This window comes from Aerococcus viridans (genome assembly GCF_002871935.1).
GTDB classification, from domain to species: Bacteria; Bacillota; Bacilli; order Lactobacillales; family Aerococcaceae; genus Aerococcus; species Aerococcus viridans_B.
In genome coordinates this window covers 93,246-119,249 of the sequence record NZ_PNHQ01000001.1, presented here as the reverse complement: position 1 = coordinate 119,249, position 26,004 = coordinate 93,246, and the positions used below count along the sequence as shown (strand labels likewise).

Genomic DNA, 26,004 nt, shown 5'->3' with positions numbered 1-26,004 from the left:
GACGATGTCATCCTAACAAATCTAACAAAGAGGTGACTATTTTGATTAGCAAACCAGATAAAAATAAATTACGTCAAAAGCGCCACGCGCGTGTACGTCGCAACATTTCTGGAACAGCAGAGTGCCCACGCTTGAACGTATTCCGTTCTAATAAACACATCTACGCTCAATTAATTGATGACGTAGCGGGTGTTACTGTAGCGAGTGCCTCTACAAATGAAGAAACATTATCAGCCGCAACTAAAACTGAAAGTGCAGCATTAGTTGGTAAAGCTATCGCTGAACGCGGTGTAGCAGCAGGTATTAAAGAAGTTAAATTTGACCGTGGTGGATACCAATATCACGGACGTGTACAAGCTCTAGCAGACGCTGCTCGTGAAAACGGCTTAGAATTTTAGGAAAAGGAGGAAGCCAAGAACATGACAAACACATTTCAAGAATTAAACATTAACGAAAATGACCTTGAAGAACGCGTTGTTGCCATTAATCGTGTTGCTAAAACCGTTAAAGGTGGACGTCGTATGAACTTCGGTGCCGTTGTTGTTGTCGGTGATAGAAATGGCCATGTTGGTCTAGGTACAGGTAAAGCTGCCGAAGTACCAGAAGCAATTCGTAAAGCGGTTGAAGATGGTAAGAAAAACTTAATTACTATACCTCGTGCAGGATCAACTGTTCCTCATGAAGTTATCGGTAAATTTAACGGTGGTAATGTATTACTTAAACCAGCTCAAGCCGGTTCTGGTATCGCTGCTGGTGGTCCTGTTCGTGCCGTAGTTGAATTAGGTGGTATTGGAGATATTACATCTAAATCTTTAGGTTCTAACTCACCAATTAACATCGTACGTGCTACTTTAGAAGCTATCAAATCATTAAAATCTCCGGAAGATGTTGCTGCATTACGTGGTAAATCTGTGGAAGAATTATTAGGTTAAGGGGGAAATTCGAATGACTGAAGTAAAAATTACTTTGAAACGCAGTTTAATTGGACGTCCTCAAGACCAAATTAAAACAGCTCAAGCACTAGGTTTAACAAAAGTTGGTAAATCAGTTGTTAAAACTCGCAACGAAGCAATCAACGGTATGATTACTAAAATTGCTCACTTAGTAGCTGTTGAAGAAGCATAATCTAGAATAGGAGGTGCCTAACAGGATGAAATTACATGAATTACAACCTTCAGAAGGATCTCGTCACACACGTCACCGTGTAGGTCGTGGTGCAAGTTCTGGTTGGGGTAAACTATCAAAACGTGGACAAAAAGGTCAAAAACAACGTTCAGGTGGTGGTGTACGTTTAGGTTTCGAAGGTGGACAAACACCATTGTTCCGTCGTATTCCAAAACGTGGATTTACAAACATTAACAGTAAAGAATATGCAATCATCAATCTTGATGACTTAAACGTATTTGAAGATGGCGCTGTAGTAAGCTCTGCTGACTTAATCGAAGCAGGTATAGTTAAAAACGAAAAATTCGGTATCAAAGTTTTAGGTAATGGTGAATTAGAACGCAAACTAACCGTTAAAGCAGCTAAATTCTCAGCATCAGCTAAAGAAGCTATTGAAGCCGCTGGGGGTTCAATCGAGGTGATCTAATGTTTCAAATACTGAAAAATGGATTTCAGGATAAGGATATTAGAAGCCGATTAGCATTCACAGCAATTATGTTGATTGTATTCCGTATCGGGGCTAGCATAACTGTCCCGGGCGTGAATGCTGCAGGAATTCAAGAGTTAGCTGAATCTGGTTTATTCAGCCTATTGAACACTCTTGGTGGGGGAGCACTTTCTAGCTACTCCATCTTTTCATTGGGTGTTTCACCGTATATAACCGCTTCAATTATCATTCAACTATTGCAGATGGAGATTATACCTTCATTTACAGAGTGGTCTAAACAAGGTGAAGTTGGTCGACGTAAGTTAAATAGATGGACTAGATACTTTGCAGTAGCAATCGGTTTTTTTCAAGCTTTAGCTATTTCAATAGGATTTAATTCATTATCAGCATTAGGGTTAATAGATAATCCAGGCTTTGTAACTTATTTGTTAATCGCTTTATTTATGACTGCAGGATCTATGTTTGTTGTTTGGATAGGTGAGCAAATCACTGAATATGGGATTGGTAATGGTACCTCAATCATTATCTTCGCTGGTATATTGGCACAAGTTCCCTCAGAATTAACCGCTTACTATCAAAGAAACATTGTAGGTGCTTCAAGCAGTGAACTGAATCAACAAATGATTTATGCAGGCATCTTTGTGCTTGTATTTATCCTATTGATAATGTTTGTTATTTTCATGAGTCAAGCGGAACGTAAAATTCCCATTCGTTATTCTAAACGTGCGAATTCAGCATCGCAAAAGTCTCATTTACCATTAAAAATTAACTCAGCAGGAGTTATTCCAGTGATTTTTGCGTCATCATTAATTATGGTGCCACAAACAGTACTTGGATTATTTGCAGCTGACTATAGTGAAGCTTCTTGGTATAAGATATTGTCAACAATCTTTAATTTGAAAGAACCAGCGGGTATCGCTATTTATGCAATCGTCATTATTTTGTTTACATTCTTCTATGCACACATTCAGATTAATCCTGAACGAGCTGCGGAAAACTTGCAAAAAGCTGGTGGTTATATTCCAAGTATACGCCCAGGTTTAGCAACGAAAGAATATTTACAAAAAATGTTAAATCGTTTAAGTACTGTAGGTTCTATTTTCTTGATGGGTGTAGCGGTTCTACCTTTACTTGGGGCATACTTCTTTGATATGCCACAATCAATTGCATTAGGAGGTACAAGCCTACTAATCGTTGTAGGTGTTGCATTAGATACCGCAAAACAAATTGAAGGGCGTACAATTAAACGTCAATACGTTGGCTTTATCCATAATGAAAAAGACTAATGCGTAACTTGCTTGGGAGGATAATAATGAATATTATTTTAATGGGCTTGCCTGGTGCCGGAAAAGGTACTCAAGCAGCTAAAATTGTCGAAGATTACAAATTTCCACATATTTCTACTGGAGATATGTTTAGATCAGCCATTGCAGAAGGCACTGAATTAGGAAACAAAGCGAAATCATTCATGGATGATGGCGCACTAGTTCCTGATGAAGTAACAAATGGTATTGTTGAAGAAAGACTTCAAAAAGAAGATACACAAGCTGGCTTTATGCTAGACGGTTTTCCAAGAACAGAAGCGCAAGCTAAGGAACTTGGCGATATCATGACTCGCTTAAATCGTGACATTGATGCAGTTATTTACTTAGATGTGCCAACTGAAACCTTAAAAGAACGTTTATCAGGTCGCATCATTTGTAGTAACTGTGGCGCAACATACCACAAAGTTTTTAATAAGACAAAAGTAGACGGCGTATGCGATGTTTGCGGAAGCCATGATTTCTACCAACGTGAAGACGATAAACCTGAAGTTGTTGAAAATAGATTGCGTATTAATCAAGAACAACAACAGCCGATTTTAGATTTCTATGAAAATCAAGGTAAGCTTTATCGCATTCCTGGTGATATCGGTATTGACAATGTTTACGCTGAGATCCAAAAGATTTTAGATGAATAATATTTGTTGCTTTGAATCACTAATTATGGTAAGATATTCGGGTTGACTGAACATTTCGTGTTTCTATCCTATAATTCTATTAGTGATTAAACGAATCAACCACCATTAGGAGGAAAGACTTTGTCAAAAGAAGATATGATCGAAATTGAAGGTACTGTGACTGAAACATTACCTAATGCTATGTTTAAGGTCGAATTGGAAAATGGTTATGAAGTTTTAGCGCATATTTCAGGGAAAATGCGTGTAAACTACATCCGTATTTTACCAGGTGACCGTGTAAAAGTTGAGATGTCTCCATATGACTTGACGAAAGGTCGTATCACCTACCGATTCAAGTAATGTAGAGATATATAATCGAGGAGGTATAACTGTGAAAGTAAGAGCATCTGTTAAACCAATGTGTGAACATTGTAAAGTTATTCGCCGTAACGGTAAAGTTATGGTTATTTGTTCTAATCCAAAACATAAACAACGCCAAGGCTAATTAAAGATATTAAAAAGGAGGGTTTTCGTATATGGCTCGTATAGCAGGAGTAGATATTCCACGTGAGAAACGTATCGTTATTGCCTTAACATACATCTATGGTATCGGTAAAACGACTTCTCAAAAAATCTTAGCACAAGCTGAAATTTCAGAAGATACTCGTGTACGTGACTTGACTAACGATGAGTTAGACCGTTTACGTGTAGCAGTAGATTCAATTAAAGTTGAAGGTGATTTACGTCGTGAACGTGCTTTAGACATCAAACGTCTACAAGAAATCGGTTCATACCGTGGTATCCGTCACCGTCGTGGTTTACCAGTTCGTGGTCAAAACACCAAGAACAACGCACGTACGCGTAAAGGTAAAGCTGTCGCAATTCAAGGTAAGAAAAAATAATCTAAAAGGAGGTTAATTATACTATGGCTAAACGTCCAGTTTCTCGCAAACGTCGTTTGAAGAAAAATGTCGAAGCAGGTGTAGCACACATTCATTCTACATTTAACAATACTATCGTTATGATTACTGATGAGCATGGTAATGCAATTTCTTGGTCATCTGCAGGTGCTTTAGGATTTAAAGGTTCTCGTAAATCTACTCCATATGCAGCACAAATGGCTTCAGAAACAGCTTCAAAATCTGCTATGGAACATGGTATGAAATCTGTTGAAGTTTCAGTAAAAGGTCCTGGTTCAGGTCGTGAATCAGCTATTCGTGCTTTACAAGCAGCAGGTCTAGAAGTTACTGCTATTCGCGATGTAACACCTATTCCTCATAATGGTTGCCGTCCTCCAAAACGTCGTCGTGTTTAATCGATTGATGAACTTGGATATGCGATGATACATTTTCTCACGTTTTGAAAGGGGTAATTTGTCGATATGATCGAAATTGAAAAGCCAAATATTGAGACAATTGAAATTAGCGACGATAGTAAATTTGGTAAATTCGTTGTAGAACCATTAGAACGAGGCTATGGAACAACCCTAGGTAATTCATTACGTCGTATCTTGTTGTCCTCATTACCAGGTACAGCAGTTACATCAATCCAAATTGACGATGTTTTGCATGAATACTCAACAGTCCCAGGTGTACGTGAAGACGTTACTGAGATCGTGTTGAATGTAAAACAATTATCATTGAAATTGTATGACGTGGAAGAAAAACAAGTAGAAATTGACATCACAGGTCCAGCTGACGTAACAGCTGCTGATATTATTGCCGATGCTGATTTCGATGTTATGAATCCAGACTTACATATCTGCACGCTTGCTGAAGGCGCTCGTTTTCACATGATTATGAATGTTAAAAACGGACGTGGTTTTGTACGCTCAGAAAACAATAAAGTGGATTCTATGCCAATTGGCGAAATTCCAGTAGATTCTATCTACACACCAATTTCCAAAGTGAACTATCAAGTTGAAAATACTCGTATCGGAGAAATCAATGAATATGATAAATTAACGATGGATATTTGGACTGATGGTACAATTTCACCCGAAGAAGCATTAAGCTTAGCGGCAAAAATCATGACTGAACACTTGGAAGTATTCGTTAACTTAACGGATGAAGCTCGTCAAGTTGAAATTATGGTCGAAAAAGAAGAAACACAAAAAGAAAAGATGCTTGAAATGACTATTGAAGAACTAGACTTATCAGTACGTTCATACAACTGTCTAAAACGTGCAGGCATTAATACTGTTGAAGAATTGACTAACAAATCTGAACCAGAAATGATGAAAGTACGTAACTTGGGTCGTAAGTCTCTTGAAGAAGTTAAAAACAAGCTAGCTGCTCTTGACTTATCTTTATGTCAAGAAGATTAATAAATCATAAAGGAGGATAATGACAATGGGTTACCGTAAATTAGGTCGTAATAGCGCTCAACGTAAAGCTATGTTACGTGACTTAACTACTGATTTAATTATCAATGAACGTATTACTACAACAGAAACTCGTGCGAAAGAAATCCGTCGTACAGCTGAAAAAATGATTACTTTAGGTAAACGTGGAGATTTAGCTGCTCGTCGTCAAGCGAACCAATTTGTTCGTAACGAAATTGCTGATGTTCGCGCTGAAGGTGAAGACATCGTAATCGAGTCTGCTTTACAAAAATTATTCAACGATCTTGGTCCTCGTTACGCTGATCGACAAGGTGGGTACACACGTATCTTAAAAACAGAACCTCGTCGTGGTGATGCTGCACCAATGGTTATTCTTGAATTAGTTTAATAAAACTTTTAGTGATGTATAAAACGGAGTGTCATGATGTTGGTTGTACCTAGTATGGCCGAGTCTAGCTCTATCTACTCCTAGCGCGAATGAGTTCGCTAGGAGTGGAATATATCCATTAGTCTTTTGAATATATCAAGGCCAATTCATATAAGTGAATAATTGGTTCGGCATATGTGTTGTTTAACCAACAGGTGTTTGGTAGCATATATGCTTTTTTATTTTCTAAAGTGGTTGAGGCTAGGGCTCAACCACTTTTTTTGATACAATGGAAATTAAATTTTTGGAAACTTTTTAGAAAACCTAAAATTGATGTTCTCTTTTTCCAGTACTATCGATATAATATATGTATTATAATTGCGTGAATTGTCTCTAGCTTCGACAATTTCGTGTTGATCAATGGAGAGGCGAGGATAATGAAGAGAAACTACTTTACACAGTTTGATACAATTAGATTCTTAGCTATGCTAGGTATCATTTTATATCACTATTTAACACATCGTGTTTCTGGTGGTTTTTTAGGGGTAGATATTTTTCTTGTACTTTCGGGCTATTTAGTGACTAGTCAAATGGAGAGTAAATATGAAGCGAATATCCAGGATTCTTATTTTAAGAAAACTTGGAGGCGTATACGTAAAATTTGGTGGCCTATGGTCGTTATTACGATGGTGGGATTGACTTATTTATTATTATTTAGGCAACCACTTTTGGTTAATATTGGTATTAATCTAACAACGTCTTTGTTATTCGTCAATAATTGGCAACAAATACTCTCTGGTTCATCTTACTTTGCGAATATGTTGCATCCATCACTGACAACACATTATTGGTATATAGCTGTTTATATGCAATTTATGGTTCTATGGCCTTTATTCTTTAATGCTAGTCGACGATTTACGAAAACGAAATGGCAGTCGGGTTTGGTCATGCTTGGTGCTGCACTTTTGTCAGGCATTTTGATGGGCGTGATCTTTACACCTGGTGAGGACCCATCAAGAGTATACTATGGAACGGATACGAGATTTTTTTCTATCGCTCTTGGTGGAGCAGCTGCCCAATTGTTGGATATGGAACAACTAGCTGAATGGTTGAAGGACAGATTTGGTCGCTTTCACCACTTTATTGTTGATGTGGTACTATTAGGCTTATTGGCTATCCTAACTTATGGGATGCTCAAAATGCTTGATGCGTCGACGTTCACCTATTATGGTGGGATGTTTGCCTTTAACCTATTAGCTGCCGTAACGATTAGCTTGTTGACTTATAAAGGCTCTTGGGTTGGTTTTCTATTAAAATTTAAACCCTTGCGATGGTTAGGTCAGCGTACATTCCACATGTATTTATGGTATTACCCAATCAATGTGCTATTCCATATGGTACCTACCAATCAGAATTGGTTTACCAATAGTATTTGGCCACAAGTTATTTTGATTATCGTCCTCTCTTGTTTATCTTATGCCCTACTAGAGGAAAAAAGATGGCCGGTACCGATTTTTAATGAAGTCCCAAACAATGAACCAGTCCGTCTTTTCACGAAGATTCATCAATTATTTAGCCAACCAGCACCTTGGTTGACCCGCATTTTATTCATAGCTTTTACCTTCGTATTTATTGGAGGAGCTAGTGCAGTTGCAATTTCTAAACCAGCAGAAAATGTGACTGTAGAAGAGCAGCAAGCTGCTGAGCAGGCCAAGAAAATTGAAGAATTGAATAAACAAAGGGCTGAGCAAGAAAAACAAGCAGATGCGAGTCTTTCAACTTATAAAAAGAATTTGAGTGAAACGTCATTAGGATTTTACCAAGGTATTCCGGATGACCAGGCTCGGTTTGCTTATCAGTTATCTGTGACTTTCATCGGCGACTCCCTAATGGTGGGCGAATCAGAAGGCTTGTATACCTTGTATCCTAATGCGATTGTTGATGCTGCGGTTGGTCGTCAGTTATATACCTTAGCTGGCTATCCAACTAGCTTAGACAGCCAAGGCATGCTTAAGGATGTCGTCTTAGTTGATCTAGGTGCGAATGGTGGCTTTACATCAGCACAAATCAGTGATTTCTTAGACGAAATTGGTCGAGAGAAAACGATTTTTCTCGTGAATACGCATGTTGATCGCCCTTGGGCAGATGATGTCAATAAAACTTTAGCTCAAGTGGCTAGTGACGATAGCGATTCAATTTACTTACTAGATTGGCATGATTACTATACTAGCCATGCTGAAGCGCCTACTTGGTTAAGTCAGGATGGGGTACACTTTAATCCTGATGGCGGTCAAGTTTGGTTACAATTTGTGACAAATGGTATGTATCAAGTATTGAAAAAATAATATTAAATTGATAGGCTATTGCATGCGTTGAATGCAATGGCCTTTTTTGTTAGGAGAAATAGGAGTATAATGACCCATATTAGACCGTAACCAAGAGGATGGAGGCGTTTTGCATATGGATTTGGATAAGTTGTTATATACAACACGAGTGCATAATGACCAAGGGATTAAGGGAACGGCCTGGGTTGAAGGAGAAAATGAGTTGCAAGTGGTAACTTCTAGTCCATTGAAACCAGAAGAAGTGGGCACCAACCCCGAGCAATTGATTGCCTTATCATGGGCAACTTGCTTGAATGCGACAATAGAAATTGCCTTAAAACGTCACGGTATCAAAGATGTATCTAGTGAAGTGGCTATTCAGGTAGACTACAGATTAAATCAGGAAACTTCTATTACATATTTCGGGTTTAAGGTGGATATATATATAGACTTAGCGCAAAATAAAGCAGATGAGATTGTCTATGAAGCAGAAAGTCGATGCCCAGTATCTAACATTATTGGTGATTACCCGCATGTTGAAATAGTTGTTCATGCTAATGATGAGTGATTATTTAGAAGATATTTTAAATGGGATACGATAGGTGTCTTGACATCTAATGATTGCTTTTAATGTTGGATTTTAGTAGACTAAACTAAGAAAAATAAATGAAATGTCTTCAGGGCAGGGTGCGAGTCCCGATCGGCGGTAAAGTCCGCGAATTACCGGCTAATGTGGGTGATTGAACTAGTGAGATTCTAGTACCGACTGTTACAGTCAGGATGGAAGAAGCGTATAGTAGAAGAGACAAGCTAGTGATAAAAAGAAGTTAGCCTGATTTATTCTTCTTTAACAAACTCTTCCAAGTAATATTGGAGGAGTTTTTTCTTAAATATATAAAGTGAGCGAGGAAACAAGATGTCGAAACCGATTATTCAAGTTCAAGATTTGTCTTTTCAATATAGTCAATCAGACGAGAGATTTGCTATAGATGGATTATCTACGTCAATTTATGAAGGTGAATGGCTAGCAATTATTGGCCATAATGGGTCTGGGAAATCAACATTTTCAAAGCTATTAGTGGGTCTATTAGAAGCGAAATCAGGCACAATTGAAGTAGATGGAAAAGTCCTATCTATGGAAACCGTATGGGATATTCGTAGTCAAATTGGCCTCGTCTTTCAAAATCCAGATAACCAATTTGTAGGTGCTACTGTTGAGGATGATGTGGCTTTTGCTTTGGAGAATAGGGGCATACCTGTTGAAGAAATGCATGAACGCGTAGCTTCTGCTCTTAAAAGAGTCAAAATGTGGGATTACCGGGACAAGGAACCTGCATCTTTATCAGGGGGACAAAAGCAACGTGTAGCAATTGCTGGTGTTATTGCTATGGCACCAAAGATTATGATTCTTGATGAATCGACATCTATGTTAGATCCAGAAGGACGGGAAGAGTTGATGGCGGTAGTAGCGGATATCAAGCAAGATAATGACTTGACTGTTATTTCAATTACTCATGACTTAAATGAAGCAGCGGAAGCAGACCGTATACTGGTGTTTAAAGAAGGAAACATTATTAAAGAAGGCCGACCAGCTGATATTTTTACTTATGGCCATAAGTTGACTGAAGTAGGGTTGGACGTGCCTTTTGCCGAGCAACTAAAGCGTGCACTTGCTAAACGTGGTGTAGATGTACCGAGTGATTATATTGATGAGGAAGGGTTAGGTGAATGGTTATGCAAATCGCATTTGAATATGTAGGTTTTACTTATGGTGCTGGCACGCCATTTGCTAGTGAGGCCCTGCATGATATTAATGTGACCATTCCAGACGGGTCATACACGGCTATAATCGGCCATACAGGGTCCGGAAAGTCTACCATCACCCAACACCTTAACGCTTTAGTACAACCTACTGTAGGGCAAGTACGGATTGGTGAGGCGGTAGTGTCAGCTGACTCTAAACCTAAAGACTTGAAAGCTATCCGTCAAAGAGTGGGCATGGTCTTTCAATTTCCAGAAGGACAACTATTTGAAGAGACGGTCATTAAAGATGTGATGTTTGGTCCGATGAATTTTGGTGACGATGAAGCAACTGCCAGAAAGAAAGCTGAGTCAGCTCTAGAAGCAGTGGGGATTTTGCCTAGCCTGTATGAACGGTCTCCATTTGAGTTATCTGGGGGTCAGATGCGACGGGTGGCGATTGCTGGGGTAATGGCCATGAAGCCTGAAGTATTGGTTTTAGATGAACCGACAGCTGGATTAGATCCTAAAGGTCGTATTGAGATGATGAATATGTTTGATCGTTTATACCGTGACCAAGGTTTAACAATCGTTTTAGTCACGCATCAAATGGAAGATGTGGCCGCTTATGCCAACCATGTGATTGTGATGGATGCGGGGACATGTGTGAAAGAAGGCACACCAGCTGAAGTATTTCAAGATCCTAATTGGTTAGCGGATCACCAATTAGCTTTGCCGGATGCAGCTGACTTTGCTTTTAATTTACAGCATAAAATACAAGGTTCACTTTGGGATAATGCGCAAGCTATCCCCTTAACTGTTGATGAGCTGGCTGACTTAATTGTAGACCAATTAGATTTACCAACAAGTGGTAATTCAGCTGCCAATATAAAGGAAGGAGACCAATAATAAATGAAAGATAGATTAATTATTGGCCGGTATATTCCTGGTAATTCATTGATGCACAAGTTAGATCCACGTGTAAAATTAGTTGGTTTGATTGTCATGATGTTATTAGTCTTTGCAGCAACTCTTTTAACAACAAATATCATTATGATTGTAGTGGTAACTATTCTTATCTTTTTAACGGGTATTTCTCTTAGGGTCTTTTTACGTGGGTTACGGCCCATGATTGCGATTATAGTATTTACGGTGGTCTTACAGATTTTGTTCACCCATACTGGCGATGTGCTATGGTCTTTTGGTCCCTTAGCTTTAACCACTGGTGGCTTAACAAACGCGGCTTATATTTTTGTTCGTTTCCTATTGATTATTTTCTTATCTACTATTTTAACTTTAACAACGCAACCCCTAGCAATTACTGACGCTATGGAAGCTTTGTTGAAGCCTGTTCGCAATATTTTACCCGTGCATGAAATTGCTTTGATGCTATCGATCGCCTTACGGTTTGTGCCAACTTTACTTGAAGAGGCAGATAAAATTATGAATGCACAGCGGGCTCGAGGGGTGGACTTTTCTGAGGGGAGCATTCTTCTGCGAGTGAAAGCTTTTATCCCAGTACTGATTCCATTGTTTATTTCTGCTTTTAATAGAGCTTATGATCTGGCTACCGCTATGGAAGCGCGTGGTTATCAAGGCGGTGAAGGGCGGACTAAGTATCGTCAATTACATTGGGGTAAAAGAGACACCATTGCGAGTATAGCGCTTACTGTTTTGACAGTAGTCATGATCATCTTATAGTCACTAGAAGGAGGGCAAATTTTGCCTAGATTTAAAGTAACCCTACAATATGATGGCACACCATTTGTCGGTTTCCAAGTTCAACCAAATGGGCCCACGGTACAAGCAGCGCTTGAGAAAGCTTTAAAGCTAATGTCAAAAGGTCATGATATCCCAGTGGTTGGGTCAGGGCGAACTGATTCGGGTGTACATGCCTTGGGTCAGGTCATTCATTTTGATTACCCAGCTGAAATAGAAGAAGCAGCAATCTTACGGGCGTTGAATTCAATTTTGGATGATTCGATACGTATCATTGAAGTAGAACGAGTAGAAGCGGATTTTCATGCTCGTTTCCATACCAATGGGAAGAAGTATATTTATAAGGTAGATACGTCACCATTTCCTTCTCCCTTTACTAGACAATATATGTATCACCATCCTTATAAAACGGATGTAGACCGGATGCAAGCAGCTTTAAAGGATATCATAGGTATCCATGACTTTAAGTCTTTCTGTTCGACAAAAACAGATAAAATAAACTTTGTTCGGGAAGTTTACCGAGCTGAAGTAACGGCTGATCCAGAGGAAGAGACCTTAACTTTTGTGTTTGCAGGGTCTGGTTTCCTTTACAATATGGTTCGTATTTTGGTGGGGACCTCTTTACAAATTGGGGATGGCTTACGACCAGTTGATGAAATGAAACGATTGATTGCAGCCAAAGACCGTAATGAAGCGGGACCGACTGCGGCTGCTCATGGTTTATATTTAGCTGAAGTCTACTATTTGGACCCAGTAGCGCGAAAGAAAGTGACAAAGGACTACTTCGACTATAAAGCAGGATTAGGGGATAATCAGACTTGATGACAACGAGATGCGGATATGGCATCAAAAGGCTAACGTTTTATCATAAATTTTATATAGATTAAAATGTAAAAACTCGATACAATAAACTTATCAAATTGTATCGAGTTTTTTATTTTACCCTTGATATAAGAAGGAGTCTAACATGAAAAGTGTAAAAATTGCTTCCTTGAAGTTTGGGGAGGATAGACCAAAAATTATTATTCCTTTAGCTGAGGATAATGCTGTAGATATTATGAACTGTGCCAACTTCTACCGCCGTCAGCCAGGTGATATGGTCGAATGGCGGATTGATTATTATGACGACTTTGAAGATTTGGAGGCATTAGCTGAACTTAGTAAACGAATAAAAACATCTATTCAAAAACCATTACTAGCTACCTTTAGGACTTTGAGTGAAGGTGGAGAGTCTGCAATTGGTAAAAGTCAGTATGTTGAAATGTATCGGTATTTAATCCAAGCAAAAGCAGTAGATGCTATTGATATTGAATTTGAACGCGGTCAAGATATTTTAGACAACTTGATTCCATACGCTCACAAGCACCAAGTGAAAGTGATTGTATCTTATCATGATTTTGTCAAAACACCTGGAGAAAATGATATGGTCAAACGTCTACAAAAGATGGGTCAGTCAGAGGCGGATATCGTTAAAATGGCTGTTATGCCACACGACGAAGCGGATGTATTATCCTTAATGAACGCAACCAAACAAGCGTCTACTTTAATTGACCAACCATTGATCACTATGTCAATGGGCAGATTAGGTAAGATTACCCGTATTGCCGGAGAAATCTTTAAGTCCAGTGCGACTTTTGCTACTGTAGAAGGAATGACTTCTGCGCCAGGCCAAATGGACGTTGAAGATGTAGAAGAGTGTGTAGCCTTGTTGAACTTGCAGGCTGATGATATGGATGATGACTTTTAGCTAAAACGAAACATGATGTAGGAGGATTGCAGGCTTTAAACCGCAGTCCTTTTATTTTTGAACTTTTTTCATTCAACAGCTAGTTTTTTGATATAATTATGTAAAACTTTACTACTAGTTTTCTTAACTATATAATGAATGGATGAACAATAGGCAAAAAACAGAGATGAGTATACATTAGGAGAGTAATATGACATTAGAATTTAAAGCAAAAATGCGCGGTAATGTACTCGTTGGGGTAAATCCAATGGGCTTGAAACAAGCTGTAAATAATCAAATTCAATATGTAAAAGACCAAGGAACCTTTGAAGGCCCAAAGAAAGTTTTAGTATTAGGAGGCTCTTCTTCTTATGGTTTGGCTAGTCGGATTAATCTAGCTTTTGGCGCAGGTGCTGATACGATTTCGGTTTCCCATGGTGGAGGACCAAAATCTGAAAAGAACTTAGGTAAGCCAGGTTGGTATAATAATATCTTTTTCCGTCAAGCAGCAGAGGCAGAAGGGTTAATTGCGAAAAATATTATGGCCGATGCTTTCTCAAATGAAGCTAAAGACCAAGTCATTGACTTTATTAAGCATGAATTTGGTGGAAAAGTAGATTTTGTGGTTTATTCATTAGCTTCAGGTCGTCGTACTGATCCAAATACAGGTGAAACATACAATTCTGTCATTAAATCAATCGGCCAAGAAGTTGTGGGACCAAATGTGAACTTACAAAAGGAAACTTTCGATGAACAAGTGCTTCAACCTGCAACCGAACAAGAAATCGCTGATACTGTAAAGGTAATGGGTGGTGAAGATTGGCGGATGTGGATGAATGCTTTACATGAAGCAGATGTGCTTGCTGAAGGTGTTGAAACGGTGGTTTATTCGTATTTAGGTGCTGAATTAAACGAATCTTACTACAATAAAGGGACTTTAGGTCGTGCTAAAGCTGACTGTGATAGAGCAGCAGCCTTAATCAATGAAGATTTAAAAGATATCAATGGAAAAGCAACTGTTGTTGTGGCAACAGCTGTGACGACAAAAGCGTCATCAGTTATTCCATTCTTCCCAGTTTATTGTCTAGGTTTGTATAAGGTAATGGAAGCACGTGGTCAACATGAAACGCCAATTATGCATATTGACCGGATTTTCCGTGACATGTTATTTGGTGATAAGCCAGAGTTTGATGAAGAAGGCCGTTTGCGTCCGGATTCATGGGAATTAGATCCAGAAGTACAAGCTGAAACGAAGGCTTTAATTGAACAGATTAACCAGGACAATTTTAATACTGACTTTACTGCATGGAATACTTTCATGAAAGAATTCTTGAATTTAAATGGCTTTGAAGTGGATGGTTATGAAGAGAAACCAGTAACTTATGAAGAGATCGTGAATTTAAAACCCTAAACAGTGATAACCATCATCAAGCACGGTAAGCGAAGATGTCTTCGACTTATCGTGTTTTTTGCTATCAAAAAAGCTCAGAAGACCAAAATCTCCTGAGCATATTTAAATTAAATGTTTTATTTTTTGTTAACGGATGCGTCGTAAATGGTATCAATAGCGCTGGCTAATAAGTCATTAAATTCGTCATCTGCTTGGCTTGCGCGCAAGTCGGATGCGAGGGCACGTGAGAATGACGCGATCATGCCGTGGTTTTCCGCCAATAGTTCATTGGCTTCTTCACGAGTATAACCACCCGATAAGGCCACTACACGAACAACGTTAGGGTGGCTGGCTAATTCCCAATAAGTATCTGGTACAGTAGGGATAGTCAGCTTCAACATGACTAAGTCATTTTCCCCTAATTGGTTTAAATGTAATCTGATTTCTTCAGCTAATAATTCTTCGATGGCGGCTTTGTCTTCAGCCTTGATATTCACTTCAGGTTCAATAATCGGTACTAAACCTGCATCGATAACCTGTTTAGCGACTTCAAATTGTTGGTCGACCACTTCTTTAATGCCGACAGGGTTAAATGCGAGAATATTAGACCGTTCCTTAGTACCGAAAATACCGCGGTCATTAGCACGTGCTAATAGGTCGTCAAGGTCTGGCATATCTTTCATTAATTGTACGCCATTGGCTTCTTCAGCAAGTCCTTTATCGATTTTAAGGAAGGGGACGATCCCTTTGTCAGCTAAGTATTCTGTGGTGTATTTGCCGTCTACTTGGCGATCCATGGTATTTTCAAATAGGATAGCAGCTAGAATTTTATCGCTGGTAAAAGCTGGGCTGGTCATGATTCGAGTCCGCATTTCATGAACTTTTGCAAACATTTCGTCTTCATTGCTGTATGTATCTTCAGCTACCCCATAGGCTAATAGGGCTTTTGGTGTTGAACCGCCTGATTGGTCTAGGGCAGCGATAAATCCAGGCGCATTTGACATGCGTTCTAATTGTGTTTGATTGATTGACATATTGAAAATTCCTCCTTAAAAATTAGCGGTGGTATCATTTCGTCACCTATTATTATGAACCTAATATTTTAAAAATCCAAAGAAAGACACTTGTGAAAAAGGACAGCCAACCTATTTCTGGTAAGTTTTGGGGTTTTAGTGTTAAACTTGTTTTAAGAAAAATACTATTAAGCTAGGAAAGAAGGATTTGCCGGATGACAACAGAAAATACATTCCCAACTCGTGACCAAGTTAAAGTCGAAACGACGTGGGATCTCAGCCAAATTTTTAAAGATGAAGCTACTTTTGAAGCGAAGTTAGCTGAATTTAAAGCCTTAGGACAAGCTTTCAAGGAGAATTATGAAGGTAAATTAACTGATGCTAAAGATATTGTAGCAGCTGTGTTAGCAGCATCTGACGTGCAAGTTTTAGGGTCACAATTGATGCACTATACCTTTTTAGCGGTTGAAGCCGACCGCACGAATTCACAAGCAGCATTGAAATTACATAAGGTATCAGCAGCGATCAAAGAAGTTCAAGAAGCCATGCTATTTTTCCAAAATGCTTTACTAGAAAAACCAGCAGCTGAACTGGAGAAAGTAAAGGCCATTGCCCCAGAAACAGCAGATTATATTGCGGAAGTTGAACGGCAACAAGCGATATATTTGGGTGCTAAAGTGGAAGATGTCCTATTCCAATTCGACCAAGCGCATGAACAAAATTATGAAATTTATAACAACGCTAAATTGGCCGACTTAACTTTTCCTGATTTTGAAGTAAATGGTAAGACTTATCCTTTAAGTTTCGTGTTATATGAAGATAAATATATGTTTGAAGAGGATACAACCGTTCGTCGGGCAGCTTTTGACGCTTTCTCAAAAGAATTGGCAAAATATCAAAATACTTTCGCAACAACTTACTATGGCCATGTCTTGCAGGAAAAAGCTCAAGCTAATATCCGTGGTTATGAATCAGTGATTGATTACCTACTCTTTAGTCAAGACGTTGACCGTGACCTATACGACCGTCAAATTGATGTTATTATGGAGAAATTGGCGCCCGTTATGCGCAAATATATCAACCATGTAAAAGAAGTCCGTGGATTAGATAAAATGACATATGCTGACTTAAAAATTGGTTTGGACCCAACTTTTTCAAAACCCATTTCTTTTGAAGAATCAGAAGCCTACGTTAAAGAAGCCACAGCTATCATGGGAGAAGACTACTTTAATGAAATCGCACCAGCCTTCACCGACCGTTGGGTAGATTACGCCCAAAATATTGGTAAATCAACTGGTGGATTTGCAACAATGGCAGCAGATGTCCATCCATATATTTTGATGAGCTGGACTGAGCAATTATCTGATGTCTATACCTTAATTCATGAATTGGGCCATGCCGGTCAAATGAGCCGGGCAGAAGCCAATAACTTGTTTATTTCAAGTGAACCGAGCCTGTATGTGATTGAAGCGCCGTCTACTTTCAATGAGTTACTATTAACTGGCTACCTACAAGCTAATGGGGAAGATGACCGTACTCAACGCTTTGCCTTAGCCAATATGCTAACCAATACATACTTCCATAACTTTATTACGCACTTGTTAGAAGCGGCCTACCAACGTGAAGTTTACCGTTTGATCGACCGCGGGGATGCCTTCACTGCTGACACCCTTTCTGACTTGAAAAAAGGGGTATTAGAAGCTTTCTGGGGTGATGCTGTAGAAATCAATCCGGGTGCTGAATTAACTTGGATGCGTCAACCACATTACTACATGGGCTTATATTCATACACCTATTCAGCAGGCCTAACAATTGCGACACAAGCCTATTTGAATATCCGATCAGGTGAAGACGATCAAGCCATTGAGAAATGGATCAATTTCTTGAAGTTGGGGCGGGTTAATCCAGTTGAAGCTGCAAAAGTAGCAGGTGTGGATATTACAAGCAGTGAACCATTAGAGAATACCATTGTCTTCTTAAACGATACAGTTGACGCCATTATTGACTATTCAAAGAAATTGGCTTAAAGAAGACAGGGGATTGCCACAAATAAATAGAGAGAAAGTTTGGTGGACAGATGATTTGGGTATTTTTCGTAGCAGCTTTTTTGCTACTGATTACCAGTAATTATATGTACAAAAAAGAGCAGAAGCGGATTTACCTGATCTTTGGGGTGCTAGCAGTAGTCCTGTTAATCTTCTTCATGGCTTTCTTTATGCTGCATACCACACAGGGAATGTAACATATGAATACATTAAGAAAAGCGGTTGGCGTGGGGGCCAACCGCTTTTTTGAAGGATGATAGTTTTGTGATGATCATTTATTCACCAAAGTATTTATAAGCGATGTCTTGTCCTTGCTTGATTTTGTCCCATTGGTTTTCATGGGTTAATTCATTACCACCGTCACATGAAGCAAAACCACATTGGTGGGATAGGTATAATCGATCTTTTGATACATATTTGCTAGCTTCTTCTAAGCCGTTTAAAGCACGTTCTTCATCGTCTAAATCAGCTGTTTTTGATGATAGTAAACCTAATACAACTTCTACTTGGTCGTTGTCTTTAAAAGCTTCTAACGCGTCGATTGAACCAGCACGCTCGTCGTCCCATTCTAAGTAGAAACGGTCGTAACGTTGGTTTTTCAAGAAATAATGCGCAATTTTTTCATACGAACCGTTGGATGCATGTCGAGATGCGTAGTTACCACGACAGTTGTGGGTGTACACTTTTAACCCTAATTCATGACCGTAATCAATGATTGCATTATTAATAGCTACATAAGCTTCTGCACTGGCTTTAGCTGCCTCAGCGTCCCAAGTACCATCTTCATTTCTGAATGGTGAGTTTGAAGCATCCTCAGCATGGATAGTCCATAAACAGTCATCTAATTGAATGATTTTTCCGCCTTCTTGTACATATTCATCTAAGAATTCTTTGTAGGCATTGATTAAACCTTCTTTTAATTCAGCTTGTGATTGGTATACTTGGTTGTATGTTTGTAGGTTTAAACCTAAATCAACATAGATATGACCTGGTGAAGGGATACAAACTTTCACATCAACATCTGAATCATTTAAGGCTACTAAACGCTTGTAATGGTCAATAAAAGGATGGTTTTTACCTGATAAAGGTTTGAAGATTTCAATTCCGATATCTTTACGTGTTTCAAATGGGTTTTCGTTATCATGATCAACAAAGATATACCCTTGATCAGCAATGAAACGACGTACCCCGTCAAAGCCCCAAACAAAGTCTAGATGCCATAATGATTTTGAGTATTCGCCATCTGTAATTTCAGGGAAGTCTAATTCGATTTCTTTTTTTACGATATCAGCTACAGCTTCGTCTTCTACTTTTTTATAGTTGTCAAAGTCTTGGTAGAATGGATATTGAATATCATCGCGAACTTCAATCTGACGTTTATAGGTTAGTAAGTCTTCTGGACGTAAGAATGAGCCAACTGTAAGGAATCGTTTTGAAGTTTGTGTTTGTGTCATAGTAATGTTCTCCTTTTTCGGTAAATATTTTTGAACTTGTTATGAGTATATGGGTGTGACATAATAATTACAAATATCTATTGGGTGTTGGTTTTCATAGTTTGAAACTATGATTAGGGGGGTAAGAGATGCGAATTGAAGATTTACAGTATTTCATGAAGGTCGTTGAAGTGGGCAATATGACTCAGGCAGCGAAAGAATTGTTTATAGCCCAGCCTTCTTTGTCGAAAGCTATGACGAATTTGGAGGCGGAAATGGGGATAACCTTGTTCCAAAGAACAGCTAAGGGGACCGTTCTGACGGTGCAAGGGGAGGAATTTCTCCAGTATGCAAGGCAGGTTTTAGAGCAGATTGATCTAATGAATCATCGCTATAAGGAAGGAGACCAAGCCAACCGAATATTTTCTGTGTCTGGGCAGCATTATGCTTTTGTAGTGGATGCTTTTGTGAAGTTACTAAGGGAGATGGATGCAGATCAGTATGAGGCGACATTGAAAGAAGAACGAACATTTGAGGTGTTAGATGATGTTGCGAATTTTACCTCTGAGATAGGCGTTATTTACCGGTCTAATTATAATCAGAAGGTATTAGAAGGGGCTTTTCAAGAGAAGCAACTGACTTTTACACCATTGTTTAAAGCGGCACCACATGTGTTTATTGATAAAGGGCATCCTTTAGCAAAGCAAACAACCATTAGTTTAGATGACTTAACCGCTTATCCTCGTTTATCATATGAACAAGGCACCCACAACTCTTTCTACTATTGGGAAGAGATTTTAGCGGATATTCCTGTCCCCAAACGGATTATTGTATCTGACCGGGCAACTTTATTTAATTTACTCATCGGTCTAGATGGCTACACTATTTCTTCAGGCATCATTAATGATGATTTAAATAGTCCAGATATCTTAGCCATTCCCCTTGAATCAGATGAGGTGATTGAGTTAGGTTACTTAACTGCTAACCGTCACCAACTTTCTTCAATTGCTAAACGCTATTTAGCTTTGCTCGAAGAATCTATCCAACAATACGCCAAATAAGAAATCTATGATAAGGAATTTTTTCGTGGAAAAGGATTGACTTAATGAATTTTAAAATGGTACAATATAAGACGGTATTGTTTGCCCCATGATAGGCCCCGGAAACCAATTATGAATCGAACAATCAGACAAGATAAACGGAGGAAATATAATGCGTACAACATATATGGCGAAAGCAAACGAAGTTGAACGTAACTGGGTTGTCTTAGACGCTACAGATGTTCCATTAGGACGTCTATCAACAGTTGCGGCAAGCATGTTACGTGGTAAAAATAAACCAACATTCACACCAAACGTTGACACAGGTGATCAAGTTATCATCATCAACGCTGAAAAAGTGAAATTAACTGGTAAAAAAGCAACAGATAAAAAATACTACCGTCACTCAGGTTACCCAGGTGGTATCTATGAAACAACTGCAGGTACATTACGTGATGAAAAACCAGCACGTTTAATCGAAACTTCAGTTAAAGGTATGTTACCAAAAAACCGTTTAGGCCGTTCTCAATTTACACACCTACACGTATACGCTGGTACGGAACACCCACATGCAGCACAACAACCTAAACAATTAGACATTAACGAATTAATCTAAGGAGGGAAAAGCAAATGGCACAAGCTCAATACATCGCAACAGGCCGTCGTAAAAACTCAACAGCCCGTGTACGCTTAGTACCTGGTACAGGTAAAATCGTTTTTAACGGTAAAGAAATGGAAGATTACCTACCATACGAATCATTATTCGTAATCGTTAAACAACCTTTAGCAGTTACACAAACTGAAGGCCAATATGACATCTTCATCAACGTTAACGGTGGTGGATATGCTGGTCAATCAGGTGCAGCGCGTCACGGTATCTCTCGTGCATTATTAGAAGTAGATCCTGACTTCCGTAAACCACTTAAAGATGCTGGTCTTTTAACACGTGACCCACGTATGAAAGAACGTAAAAAACCAGGTCTTAAAAAAGCGCGTAAAGCACCTCAATTCTCAAAACGTTAATTTTTGGGCTATTACGAATTTATTCGTATATGGATACAGTATGGACAGAGATTTCCAAAGAAATCAGTACCAACCCATATACAAATCAAAAAGACATTTCTCACTTATGTGGGAAATGTCTTTTTTTCTGTGTGATAACCAAGTCTACTATGCATTAAATAATAGCTTTTTATTCGTTGTTGGATGAGGAATTTGAGCTATCTTCTAATAAGCTTTCACCAACACGCTTTAGTTTATTGGCTAAATTCATAATATCGATCACCAGGTCATAGCTGTAGTCTTCTCCTAGTACAGCTGTTGTACTCGCATCCTCAAATAGGTCTTCTTCTTCCATCTTTAAATGTTTAAACCAGTTCTCACTGCCATAGTAGTTAAGAAACAGTTGGATGTTTGGTAGATATTTTTCAAAATTTTCGAGGGAATCAGACATGACCTCAATTTCTTTAGAAATCCTCAAAAAATTTTCTTCCATCTCATAAAAATTATCAGTATTTTTCAAGTTATCCCCAACTTTCTTAAAGCTTGTCAATTTGACGATTATTTTATTGCACTAATGATGGTGGTTAATATCGGAATGATTGATACGGTACTATAAATTCGGGCAAGAGAAGCAATGGGTTCCTCCCATGAAGGTGGTGCAATTAAAGCAATGCCGTAGAGCATAATAATAAAAATAAGATTTGTTAAAATCCTAGTTAAAGCCTCACGCCAGCTTAAATGCTGTTTAAAATTAAATGCTTGCTGCCAAAAATGGATAAGTGATCTCATAATAAAGCGCCTTTCTATAAATGAATAAATAACTAAAAAAATCATAAACTAAAAGTAAATAGGAAGCAACAATATTTTTATGATCACTTATTCACAATATATTTGCATTTAAATATATAAGGAGTAGAATTATAGATAAGGAGGGATTATGATGACTGACAATAAATTTCTAACTGGTAATGTAGATAACGACAAAAAGCCGTATATTTTAGATATTGAAAAAGAAACGTTAGAGAATACAAATTTTCGTACAACGATGTGGACAGGTAATAAGTTGCAGTTAACTGTTATGGAAATTCCTGTAGGCGGTGATATTGGTTTAGAAGTACATCATGAAAGTGATCAATTTATCCGTATCGAGCAAGGTGAGGGTCTTTGCCAGATGGGCCCTGCTGAGGACGATTTATCCTTTGAACAAAAAGTTGGAGAAGATGAAGCAGTCTTTGTGCCATTAGGATTATGGCATAATATCACCAATCGGGGGAGTGTACCGTTAAAACTTTACACTATTTATGCTAGCCCTGACCACGTACCTGGTACTGTTCATGCCACTCAAGAAGACGCTGAAAGCGATCCAAACGAATAAAAGAAAAATAAAATGTATAAAAGTATAAATAATAGTTAAATCAAGAAAACCGATGACCTTAAAGGCGTTATCGGTTTTTTGTATGCTAGAAATCAATAAATATATATAAAAAGTTATGCTTTATGATAAATAGTATAGGTGGACAATTCTTAGGAATTTCTGTTAGCACTATTTTGTTATACAAGATGGCCATGAAATCCTAAAATAAAGTAAATCACCACAATATACTTGAAAGAAGGAAATTTCATGACCTATTCAACTATTATAAAACAACTTTTCGATATTAGTGATAAAAAATATTAGAATCAGTGAGTTACCTGATTAGGAAACTTAAGATTGATCAGCTTAAATTCCTATTCTTTACTAATCTTCAAGAAAGTTTCTTCCATTTCATAAAAATCAAATTTATTATCCAATTTAGCATTAACTTCCATAAAATTTATTACCTATAGCATAGCCGTCTATTCAAGATAAATTAGATAATATCTAATTTAAGTTGAACAGCATATGCTATTGATTACTTTATTACTGCAATTCTTGGATATTGATAGCTTATTACTAAAGCATTCAAAGTAATTTACTCACTTATATAGACATGTTAACATACATTTAGAAAACGCTTTATTTATATAGACTAAATGCATGGAGTGTAAATGATGATTGTCACCCCCTATGATATTAAGTTAGTTGTTGTTAATATGGATGGCACCTTTATGCGGACAGATTATACTGGTGATGTGGTAGCGCTTATGCTATGGAAAATGCGTCTGAAGAAGTCAAAGCAGTGACCGATGAATCTGTCCGTCAAATGATAACGATGGGGTTCTTGTTGCTTTAGACTAGCTATTTACTGTAGTTTAGGCTTATATAAAATGACTATTACTGTCGATAATAGGTTTTCTTAGAAAGGGTTGATTGCTGGTGAAAGATGTAAAAATGATATTCTTTGATATTGATGGTACTTTGATTGATATGGAGAAGAAACAAATTTCAGAGCGAATGCTAGAGACGCTAAAAGCGTTAAAAGAGCAGAATATTTTACTTTGCTTAGCAACCGGAAGAAGTCCAATTGCTTTACCGCAATTTGAAGATATTGATTTTGATGCTTACTTAACTTTCAATGGTTCATATTGTTTTAATCAAACAGAAAGTATTCATAAGCATCCAATTCCCACATCAGATATTAAGCAAATTATTGAAAATGCGCAGACTTTGAACCGGCCAGTTGCTATTGCCACAAAAGACAAGACGATTGCGAATGGGAAAGATGAGGATTTAATTGATTACTTTTCTTTTGCCCACCAAGAAGTCATCGTATCGGAAGCATTTGATGCAACAATTGAAAATGAAAGTATCTATCAGTTGATGCTTGGTTCAACTAAAGAACACTATGATGTCATCATGAATAATACCACTGATTCAAAGATTACGGCTTGGTGGGACCGGGCTGTGGATATTATCCCAGCTTCTGGTGGAAAAGGTGCGGGAATTCGTAAAATACTTGATTATTATGGTCTAGATAAGTCTCAAGCCATTGCTTTTGGCGACGGGAATAATGATATTGAGATGCTGGAAGCTGTTGGTTTTGGACTAGCTATGGAAAATGGTTCTGACCAATTAAAAGCAGTAGCTGACGAGGTAATCGGACATGTATCTGAAGATGGTATTTATCACTTCTGTGTTGAACACGAATTAATTTAATAATAGCTATATTTTGTAATAGGGCACTTCTTATTTATTCTTTATAGAAGTGTCTTTTTGATTAAAAATAAAATATTTTTGATCAGTATTAAATTTAAAGTGTTTTATTAGCATTTTAATCATTTTTTCATATATAATCATGTTATGAATCAGATAGGGAGTGTGTTATATGCCATTAGTGAGAATCGATCTTTTAGAAGGTAAGACAGCCGCATTTAAAACACAATTAGGTGAGTTAGTTTATGAAGCTATGCTTGAAACAATTGGCATTCCTGAAGAAGACAAGTTCGTAGTTGTGAATGATTTAAAAGCTGAAGAACTGATATTTTCTACCAATTACCTAGGTGTTGACCGTACAGATGGTATCGTGATCATTCAAATCACCATGAATGAAGGGCGTACAACTGAAGTAAAGAAAGCTTTATACAAGACGATTGCGGATAAATTAAATAGTCAATTAGAAATTCGCAAAGAAGATGTTTTCATCAATTTAATTGAAGTAAATAAAGAGAACTGGTCCTTTGGTAATGGTATTGCCCAATACGCAGAGTAAATCGGTTTAGAAGGATATAAATGAAAACCCTAGCTAGCCTCATTTACCTGAGATAGCTAGGGTATCTGTCATCTTAACCCAGGAGGGATTACCATATATTACAAATCATCTTATACCTCACCACTCGGACAAATCACTATCGTGAGCGACGAACAAACTATTAAAGGCCTGTGGTTTGCTGACCAAAAACATTTCGGTAGTCAATACGACTTGCAAACGATGACAGCAGCCGAAACACCAGTGATAATGCAAGTCAAAAATTGGTTGGATGCTTATTTTGCTGGTGAGAACCCTATCCTTGACCCGACTATTCTAGCACCAGAAGCAACACCTTACCGTCAGCAGATTCTGAACGCGTTGATGAATGTCCCTTACGGCCAGACAACTAGTTATAAAGAATTAGCGGATAAAGTTGCGTCAAATACTCCGGGAAAAAGAAGTTCAGCTCGTGCAGCTGGCGGTGCGGTTGGCCACAATCCCATTTCAATTCTAATTCCATGTCACCGGGTTGTAGCTACCAATGGCGCACTTACAGGTTATGCAGGAGGTATCGACCGCAAAATAGCTTTACTGGCTTTGGAAGGCTTTGATCAATCTAAACTAGATAACCATCAAGTATAAGTGGGACGGTCAGGGAAACTGATTCCTTGTTAAATGAAAATAAAAAGAAAAATATTACAT

Annotated in this window: 32 protein-coding genes and 1 riboswitch; of the genes, 28 read left to right on the top strand and 4 right to left on the bottom strand. The window is 38.2% G+C overall.

Annotation, left to right across the window (positions count from 1 at the left end):
• Window positions 1–32: 32 nt before the first annotated feature.
• From rplR to fabV, 20 genes are all read left to right on the top strand, one after another.
• On the top strand, window positions 33–398 hold the full coding sequence (gene rplR, locus CJ191_RS00615; protein ID WP_083272692.1) for a 50S ribosomal protein L18: 366 nt from the start codon (window positions 33–35) through the stop codon (window positions 396–398).
• A gap of 21 nt (window positions 399–419) precedes the next feature.
• A complete protein-coding gene (gene rpsE / locus CJ191_RS00610; RefSeq protein WP_070466744.1) occupies window positions 420–932 on the top strand; it encodes a 30S ribosomal protein S5 in 513 nt (170 codons plus the stop codon).
• 13 nt (window positions 933–945) lie between these two features.
• Window positions 946–1,125, top strand: coding sequence for a 50S ribosomal protein L30 (rpmD, locus tag CJ191_RS00605; RefSeq protein ID WP_070466742.1), 180 nt, complete (start codon window positions 946–948; stop codon window positions 1,123–1,125).
• A 25-nt stretch (window positions 1,126–1,150) separates the two neighbouring features.
• Entirely contained in the window at window positions 1,151–1,591 is a 441-nt protein-coding gene (gene rplO, locus CJ191_RS00600; protein ID WP_102198651.1) for a 50S ribosomal protein L15, read from the top strand.
• The gene (secY, locus tag CJ191_RS00595; protein ID WP_102198650.1) at window positions 1,591–2,898 is read left to right on the top strand and encodes a preprotein translocase subunit SecY; all 1,308 of its coding nucleotides are present in this window, start codon (window positions 1,591–1,593) and stop codon (window positions 2,896–2,898) included. The genes rplO and secY overlap by 1 nt, the downstream gene beginning before the upstream one ends.
• Window positions 2,899–2,924: 26 nt before the next feature.
• The gene (locus CJ191_RS00590) at window positions 2,925–3,572 is read left to right on the top strand and encodes an adenylate kinase (protein ID WP_102198649.1); all 648 of its coding nucleotides are present in this window, start codon (window positions 2,925–2,927) and stop codon (window positions 3,570–3,572) included.
• Window positions 3,573–3,692: 120 nt separating this feature from the next.
• A complete protein-coding gene (gene infA, locus CJ191_RS00585) occupies window positions 3,693–3,911 on the top strand; it encodes a translation initiation factor IF-1 (protein ID WP_070466733.1) in 219 nt (72 codons plus the stop codon).
• A gap of 31 nt (window positions 3,912–3,942) precedes the next feature.
• Window positions 3,943–4,056, top strand: a complete 114-nt coding sequence (gene rpmJ, locus CJ191_RS00580) for a 50S ribosomal protein L36 (RefSeq protein WP_004262605.1) — start codon at window positions 3,943–3,945, stop codon at window positions 4,054–4,056.
• Window positions 4,057–4,087: 31 nt separating this feature from the next.
• On the top strand, window positions 4,088–4,453 hold the full coding sequence (gene rpsM / locus CJ191_RS00575; protein WP_102198648.1) for a 30S ribosomal protein S13: 366 nt from the start codon (window positions 4,088–4,090) through the stop codon (window positions 4,451–4,453).
• A 23-nt stretch (window positions 4,454–4,476) separates the two neighbouring features.
• Complete coding sequence (gene rpsK / locus CJ191_RS00570; protein WP_070466727.1) at window positions 4,477–4,866, top strand: 30S ribosomal protein S11; 390 nt, start codon at window positions 4,477–4,479, stop codon at window positions 4,864–4,866.
• A gap of 66 nt (window positions 4,867–4,932) precedes the next feature.
• Window positions 4,933–5,877, top strand: coding sequence for a DNA-directed RNA polymerase subunit alpha (locus CJ191_RS00565; RefSeq protein WP_102198647.1), 945 nt, complete (start codon window positions 4,933–4,935; stop codon window positions 5,875–5,877).
• 25 nt (window positions 5,878–5,902) lie between these two features.
• Window positions 5,903–6,283, top strand: coding sequence for a 50S ribosomal protein L17 (rplQ, locus tag CJ191_RS00560; protein ID WP_070466722.1), 381 nt, complete (start codon window positions 5,903–5,905; stop codon window positions 6,281–6,283).
• 416 nt (window positions 6,284–6,699) lie between these two features.
• Complete coding sequence (locus CJ191_RS00555; RefSeq protein WP_102198646.1) at window positions 6,700–8,607, top strand: acyltransferase family protein; 1,908 nt, start codon at window positions 6,700–6,702, stop codon at window positions 8,605–8,607.
• 115 nt (window positions 8,608–8,722) lie between these two features.
• Window positions 8,723–9,154, top strand: coding sequence for an OsmC family protein (locus CJ191_RS00550; RefSeq protein ID WP_102198645.1), 432 nt, complete (start codon window positions 8,723–8,725; stop codon window positions 9,152–9,154).
• A 101-nt stretch (window positions 9,155–9,255) separates the two neighbouring features.
• A riboswitch (FMN riboswitch) is annotated at window positions 9,256–9,381 on the top strand.
• Between the two features lie 121 nt (window positions 9,382–9,502).
• Entirely contained in the window at window positions 9,503–10,345 is an 843-nt protein-coding gene (locus tag CJ191_RS00545; protein WP_070466714.1) for an energy-coupling factor ABC transporter ATP-binding protein, read from the top strand.
• Window positions 10,321–11,235: an energy-coupling factor ABC transporter ATP-binding protein gene (locus CJ191_RS00540; RefSeq protein WP_102198686.1), complete on the top strand. Its 915-nt coding sequence runs from the start codon at window positions 10,321–10,323 to the stop codon at window positions 11,233–11,235. The genes CJ191_RS00545 and CJ191_RS00540 overlap by 25 nt, the downstream gene beginning before the upstream one ends.
• A 3-nt stretch (window positions 11,236–11,238) precedes the next feature.
• The gene (locus CJ191_RS00535) at window positions 11,239–12,027 is read left to right on the top strand and encodes an energy-coupling factor transporter transmembrane component T family protein (RefSeq protein ID WP_102198644.1); all 789 of its coding nucleotides are present in this window, start codon (window positions 11,239–11,241) and stop codon (window positions 12,025–12,027) included.
• Window positions 12,028–12,048: 21 nt separating this feature from the next.
• A complete protein-coding gene (gene truA, locus CJ191_RS00530; RefSeq protein ID WP_102198643.1) occupies window positions 12,049–12,867 on the top strand; it encodes a tRNA pseudouridine(38-40) synthase TruA in 819 nt (272 codons plus the stop codon).
• Between the two features lie 145 nt (window positions 12,868–13,012).
• Window positions 13,013–13,792: a type I 3-dehydroquinate dehydratase gene (aroD, locus tag CJ191_RS00525; RefSeq protein WP_102198642.1), complete on the top strand. Its 780-nt coding sequence runs from the start codon at window positions 13,013–13,015 to the stop codon at window positions 13,790–13,792.
• Window positions 13,793–13,982: 190 nt separating this feature from the next.
• On the top strand, window positions 13,983–15,182 hold the full coding sequence (gene fabV / locus CJ191_RS00520; RefSeq protein WP_102198641.1) for an enoyl-ACP reductase FabV: 1,200 nt from the start codon (window positions 13,983–13,985) through the stop codon (window positions 15,180–15,182).
• Window positions 15,183–15,298: 116 nt separating this feature from the next.
• Here the strand turns inward: fabV and CJ191_RS00515 are convergent, their stop codons facing one another.
• The gene (locus CJ191_RS00515; protein ID WP_102198640.1) at window positions 15,299–16,195 is read right to left on the bottom strand and encodes a fructose bisphosphate aldolase; all 897 of its coding nucleotides are present in this window, start codon (window positions 16,193–16,195) and stop codon (window positions 15,299–15,301) included.
• Window positions 16,196–16,389: 194 nt separating this feature from the next.
• Between CJ191_RS00515 and pepF the strand changes: the two genes are divergently transcribed.
• A complete protein-coding gene (pepF, locus tag CJ191_RS00510; RefSeq protein ID WP_102198639.1) occupies window positions 16,390–18,201 on the top strand; it encodes an oligoendopeptidase F in 1,812 nt (603 codons plus the stop codon).
• A gap of 293 nt (window positions 18,202–18,494) precedes the next feature.
• Here the strand turns inward: pepF and CJ191_RS00500 are convergent, their stop codons facing one another.
• On the bottom strand, window positions 18,495–19,673 hold the full coding sequence (locus tag CJ191_RS00500) for a 5-methyltetrahydropteroyltriglutamate--homocysteine methyltransferase (RefSeq protein ID WP_102198638.1): 1,179 nt from the start codon (window positions 19,671–19,673) through the stop codon (window positions 18,495–18,497).
• 128 nt (window positions 19,674–19,801) lie between these two features.
• Between CJ191_RS00500 and CJ191_RS00495 the strand changes: the two genes are divergently transcribed.
• The 3 genes from CJ191_RS00495 to rpsI all read left to right on the top strand — a co-directional run bounded on the left by CJ191_RS00495 (window position 19,802) and on the right by rpsI (window position 21,715).
• Window positions 19,802–20,713: a LysR family transcriptional regulator gene (locus CJ191_RS00495; RefSeq protein ID WP_102198637.1), complete on the top strand. Its 912-nt coding sequence runs from the start codon at window positions 19,802–19,804 to the stop codon at window positions 20,711–20,713.
• A 151-nt stretch (window positions 20,714–20,864) separates the two neighbouring features.
• Window positions 20,865–21,308: a 50S ribosomal protein L13 gene (gene rplM, locus CJ191_RS00490; protein ID WP_102198636.1), complete on the top strand. Its 444-nt coding sequence runs from the start codon at window positions 20,865–20,867 to the stop codon at window positions 21,306–21,308.
• A 14-nt stretch (window positions 21,309–21,322) separates the two neighbouring features.
• Complete coding sequence (gene rpsI, locus CJ191_RS00485; RefSeq protein WP_070466678.1) at window positions 21,323–21,715, top strand: 30S ribosomal protein S9; 393 nt, start codon at window positions 21,323–21,325, stop codon at window positions 21,713–21,715.
• Window positions 21,716–21,884: 169 nt separating this feature from the next.
• Here the strand turns inward: rpsI and CJ191_RS00480 are convergent, their stop codons facing one another.
• Both CJ191_RS00480 and CJ191_RS00475 read right to left on the bottom strand, forming a co-directional pair.
• Window positions 21,885–22,214, bottom strand: coding sequence for a DUF4298 domain-containing protein (locus CJ191_RS00480; protein ID WP_257994092.1), 330 nt, complete (start codon window positions 22,212–22,214; stop codon window positions 21,885–21,887).
• Window positions 22,215–22,252: 38 nt separating this feature from the next.
• Window positions 22,253–22,483 (bottom strand): hypothetical protein, encoded by a 231-nt coding sequence (locus CJ191_RS00475; RefSeq protein WP_102198635.1) that lies wholly within the window; start codon window positions 22,481–22,483, stop codon window positions 22,253–22,255.
• Window positions 22,484–22,634: 151 nt separating this feature from the next.
• On the opposite strand from CJ191_RS00475, the gene CJ191_RS00470 reads away from it, so the two are divergent.
• The 4 genes from CJ191_RS00470 (at window position 22,635) to CJ191_RS00450 (ending at window position 25,944) form a co-directional block, all read left to right on the top strand.
• Complete coding sequence (locus tag CJ191_RS00470; protein WP_070466992.1) at window positions 22,635–23,069, top strand: cupin domain-containing protein; 435 nt, start codon at window positions 22,635–22,637, stop codon at window positions 23,067–23,069.
• A 921-nt stretch (window positions 23,070–23,990) separates the two neighbouring features.
• A complete protein-coding gene (locus tag CJ191_RS00460) occupies window positions 23,991–24,770 on the top strand; it encodes an HAD family hydrolase (RefSeq protein WP_257994091.1) in 780 nt (259 codons plus the stop codon).
• A 169-nt stretch (window positions 24,771–24,939) separates the two neighbouring features.
• On the top strand, window positions 24,940–25,323 hold the full coding sequence (locus tag CJ191_RS00455; RefSeq protein ID WP_070466988.1) for a tautomerase family protein: 384 nt from the start codon (window positions 24,940–24,942) through the stop codon (window positions 25,321–25,323).
• A 93-nt stretch (window positions 25,324–25,416) separates the two neighbouring features.
• Window positions 25,417–25,944, top strand: a complete 528-nt coding sequence (locus CJ191_RS00450) for a methylated-DNA--[protein]-cysteine S-methyltransferase (RefSeq protein ID WP_102198634.1) — start codon at window positions 25,417–25,419, stop codon at window positions 25,942–25,944.
• Window positions 25,945–26,004: the final 60 nt, after the last annotated feature.

Excerpts from the sequence above, each read along its gene's own strand:
- rpsK (WP_070466727.1), top strand. The coding sequence starts at position 4,477 with ATGGCTAAACGTCCAGTTTCTCGCAAACGTCGTTTGAAGAAAAATGTC.
- secY (WP_102198650.1), top strand. The coding sequence starts at position 1,591 with ATGTTTCAAATACTGAAAAATGGATTTCAGGATAAGGATATTAGAAGC.
- CJ191_RS00535 (WP_102198644.1), top strand. The coding sequence starts at position 11,239 with ATGAAAGATAGATTAATTATTGGCCGGTATATTCCTGGTAATTCATTG.
- rpmD (WP_070466742.1), top strand. The coding sequence starts at position 946 with ATGACTGAAGTAAAAATTACTTTGAAACGCAGTTTAATTGGACGTCCT.
- aroD (WP_102198642.1), top strand. The coding sequence starts at position 13,013 with ATGAAAAGTGTAAAAATTGCTTCCTTGAAGTTTGGGGAGGATAGACCA.
- CJ191_RS00455 (WP_070466988.1), top strand. The coding sequence starts at position 24,940 with ATGCCATTAGTGAGAATCGATCTTTTAGAAGGTAAGACAGCCGCATTT.
- rpsM (WP_102198648.1), top strand. The coding sequence starts at position 4,088 with ATGGCTCGTATAGCAGGAGTAGATATTCCACGTGAGAAACGTATCGTT.
- CJ191_RS00590 (WP_102198649.1), top strand. The coding sequence starts at position 2,925 with ATGAATATTATTTTAATGGGCTTGCCTGGTGCCGGAAAAGGTACTCAA.
- rplQ (WP_070466722.1), top strand. The coding sequence starts at position 5,903 with ATGGGTTACCGTAAATTAGGTCGTAATAGCGCTCAACGTAAAGCTATG.
- CJ191_RS00555 (WP_102198646.1), top strand. The coding sequence starts at position 6,700 with ATGAAGAGAAACTACTTTACACAGTTTGATACAATTAGATTCTTAGCT.
- CJ191_RS00500 (WP_102198638.1), bottom strand. The coding sequence starts at position 19,673 with ATGACACAAACACAAACTTCAAAACGATTCCTTACAGTTGGCTCATTC.
- CJ191_RS00515 (WP_102198640.1), bottom strand. The coding sequence starts at position 16,195 with ATGTCAATCAATCAAACACAATTAGAACGCATGTCAAATGCGCCTGGA.
- CJ191_RS00540 (WP_102198686.1), top strand. The coding sequence starts at position 10,321 with ATGCAAATCGCATTTGAATATGTAGGTTTTACTTATGGTGCTGGCACG.
- pepF (WP_102198639.1), top strand. The coding sequence starts at position 16,390 with ATGACAACAGAAAATACATTCCCAACTCGTGACCAAGTTAAAGTCGAA.
- fabV (WP_102198641.1), top strand. The coding sequence starts at position 13,983 with ATGACATTAGAATTTAAAGCAAAAATGCGCGGTAATGTACTCGTTGGG.
- CJ191_RS00475 (WP_102198635.1), bottom strand. The coding sequence starts at position 22,483 with ATGAGATCACTTATCCATTTTTGGCAGCAAGCATTTAATTTTAAACAG.
- rpsE (WP_070466744.1), top strand. The coding sequence starts at position 420 with ATGACAAACACATTTCAAGAATTAAACATTAACGAAAATGACCTTGAA.
- rpsI (WP_070466678.1), top strand. The coding sequence starts at position 21,323 with ATGGCACAAGCTCAATACATCGCAACAGGCCGTCGTAAAAACTCAACA.
- CJ191_RS00550 (WP_102198645.1), top strand. The coding sequence starts at position 8,723 with ATGGATTTGGATAAGTTGTTATATACAACACGAGTGCATAATGACCAA.
- CJ191_RS00495 (WP_102198637.1), top strand. The coding sequence starts at position 19,802 with ATGCGAATTGAAGATTTACAGTATTTCATGAAGGTCGTTGAAGTGGGC.
- CJ191_RS00545 (WP_070466714.1), top strand. The coding sequence starts at position 9,503 with ATGTCGAAACCGATTATTCAAGTTCAAGATTTGTCTTTTCAATATAGT.
- CJ191_RS00565 (WP_102198647.1), top strand. The coding sequence starts at position 4,933 with ATGATCGAAATTGAAAAGCCAAATATTGAGACAATTGAAATTAGCGAC.
- rplO (WP_102198651.1), top strand. The coding sequence starts at position 1,151 with ATGAAATTACATGAATTACAACCTTCAGAAGGATCTCGTCACACACGT.
- rplM (WP_102198636.1), top strand. The coding sequence starts at position 20,865 with ATGCGTACAACATATATGGCGAAAGCAAACGAAGTTGAACGTAACTGG.
- CJ191_RS00470 (WP_070466992.1), top strand. The coding sequence starts at position 22,635 with ATGACTGACAATAAATTTCTAACTGGTAATGTAGATAACGACAAAAAG.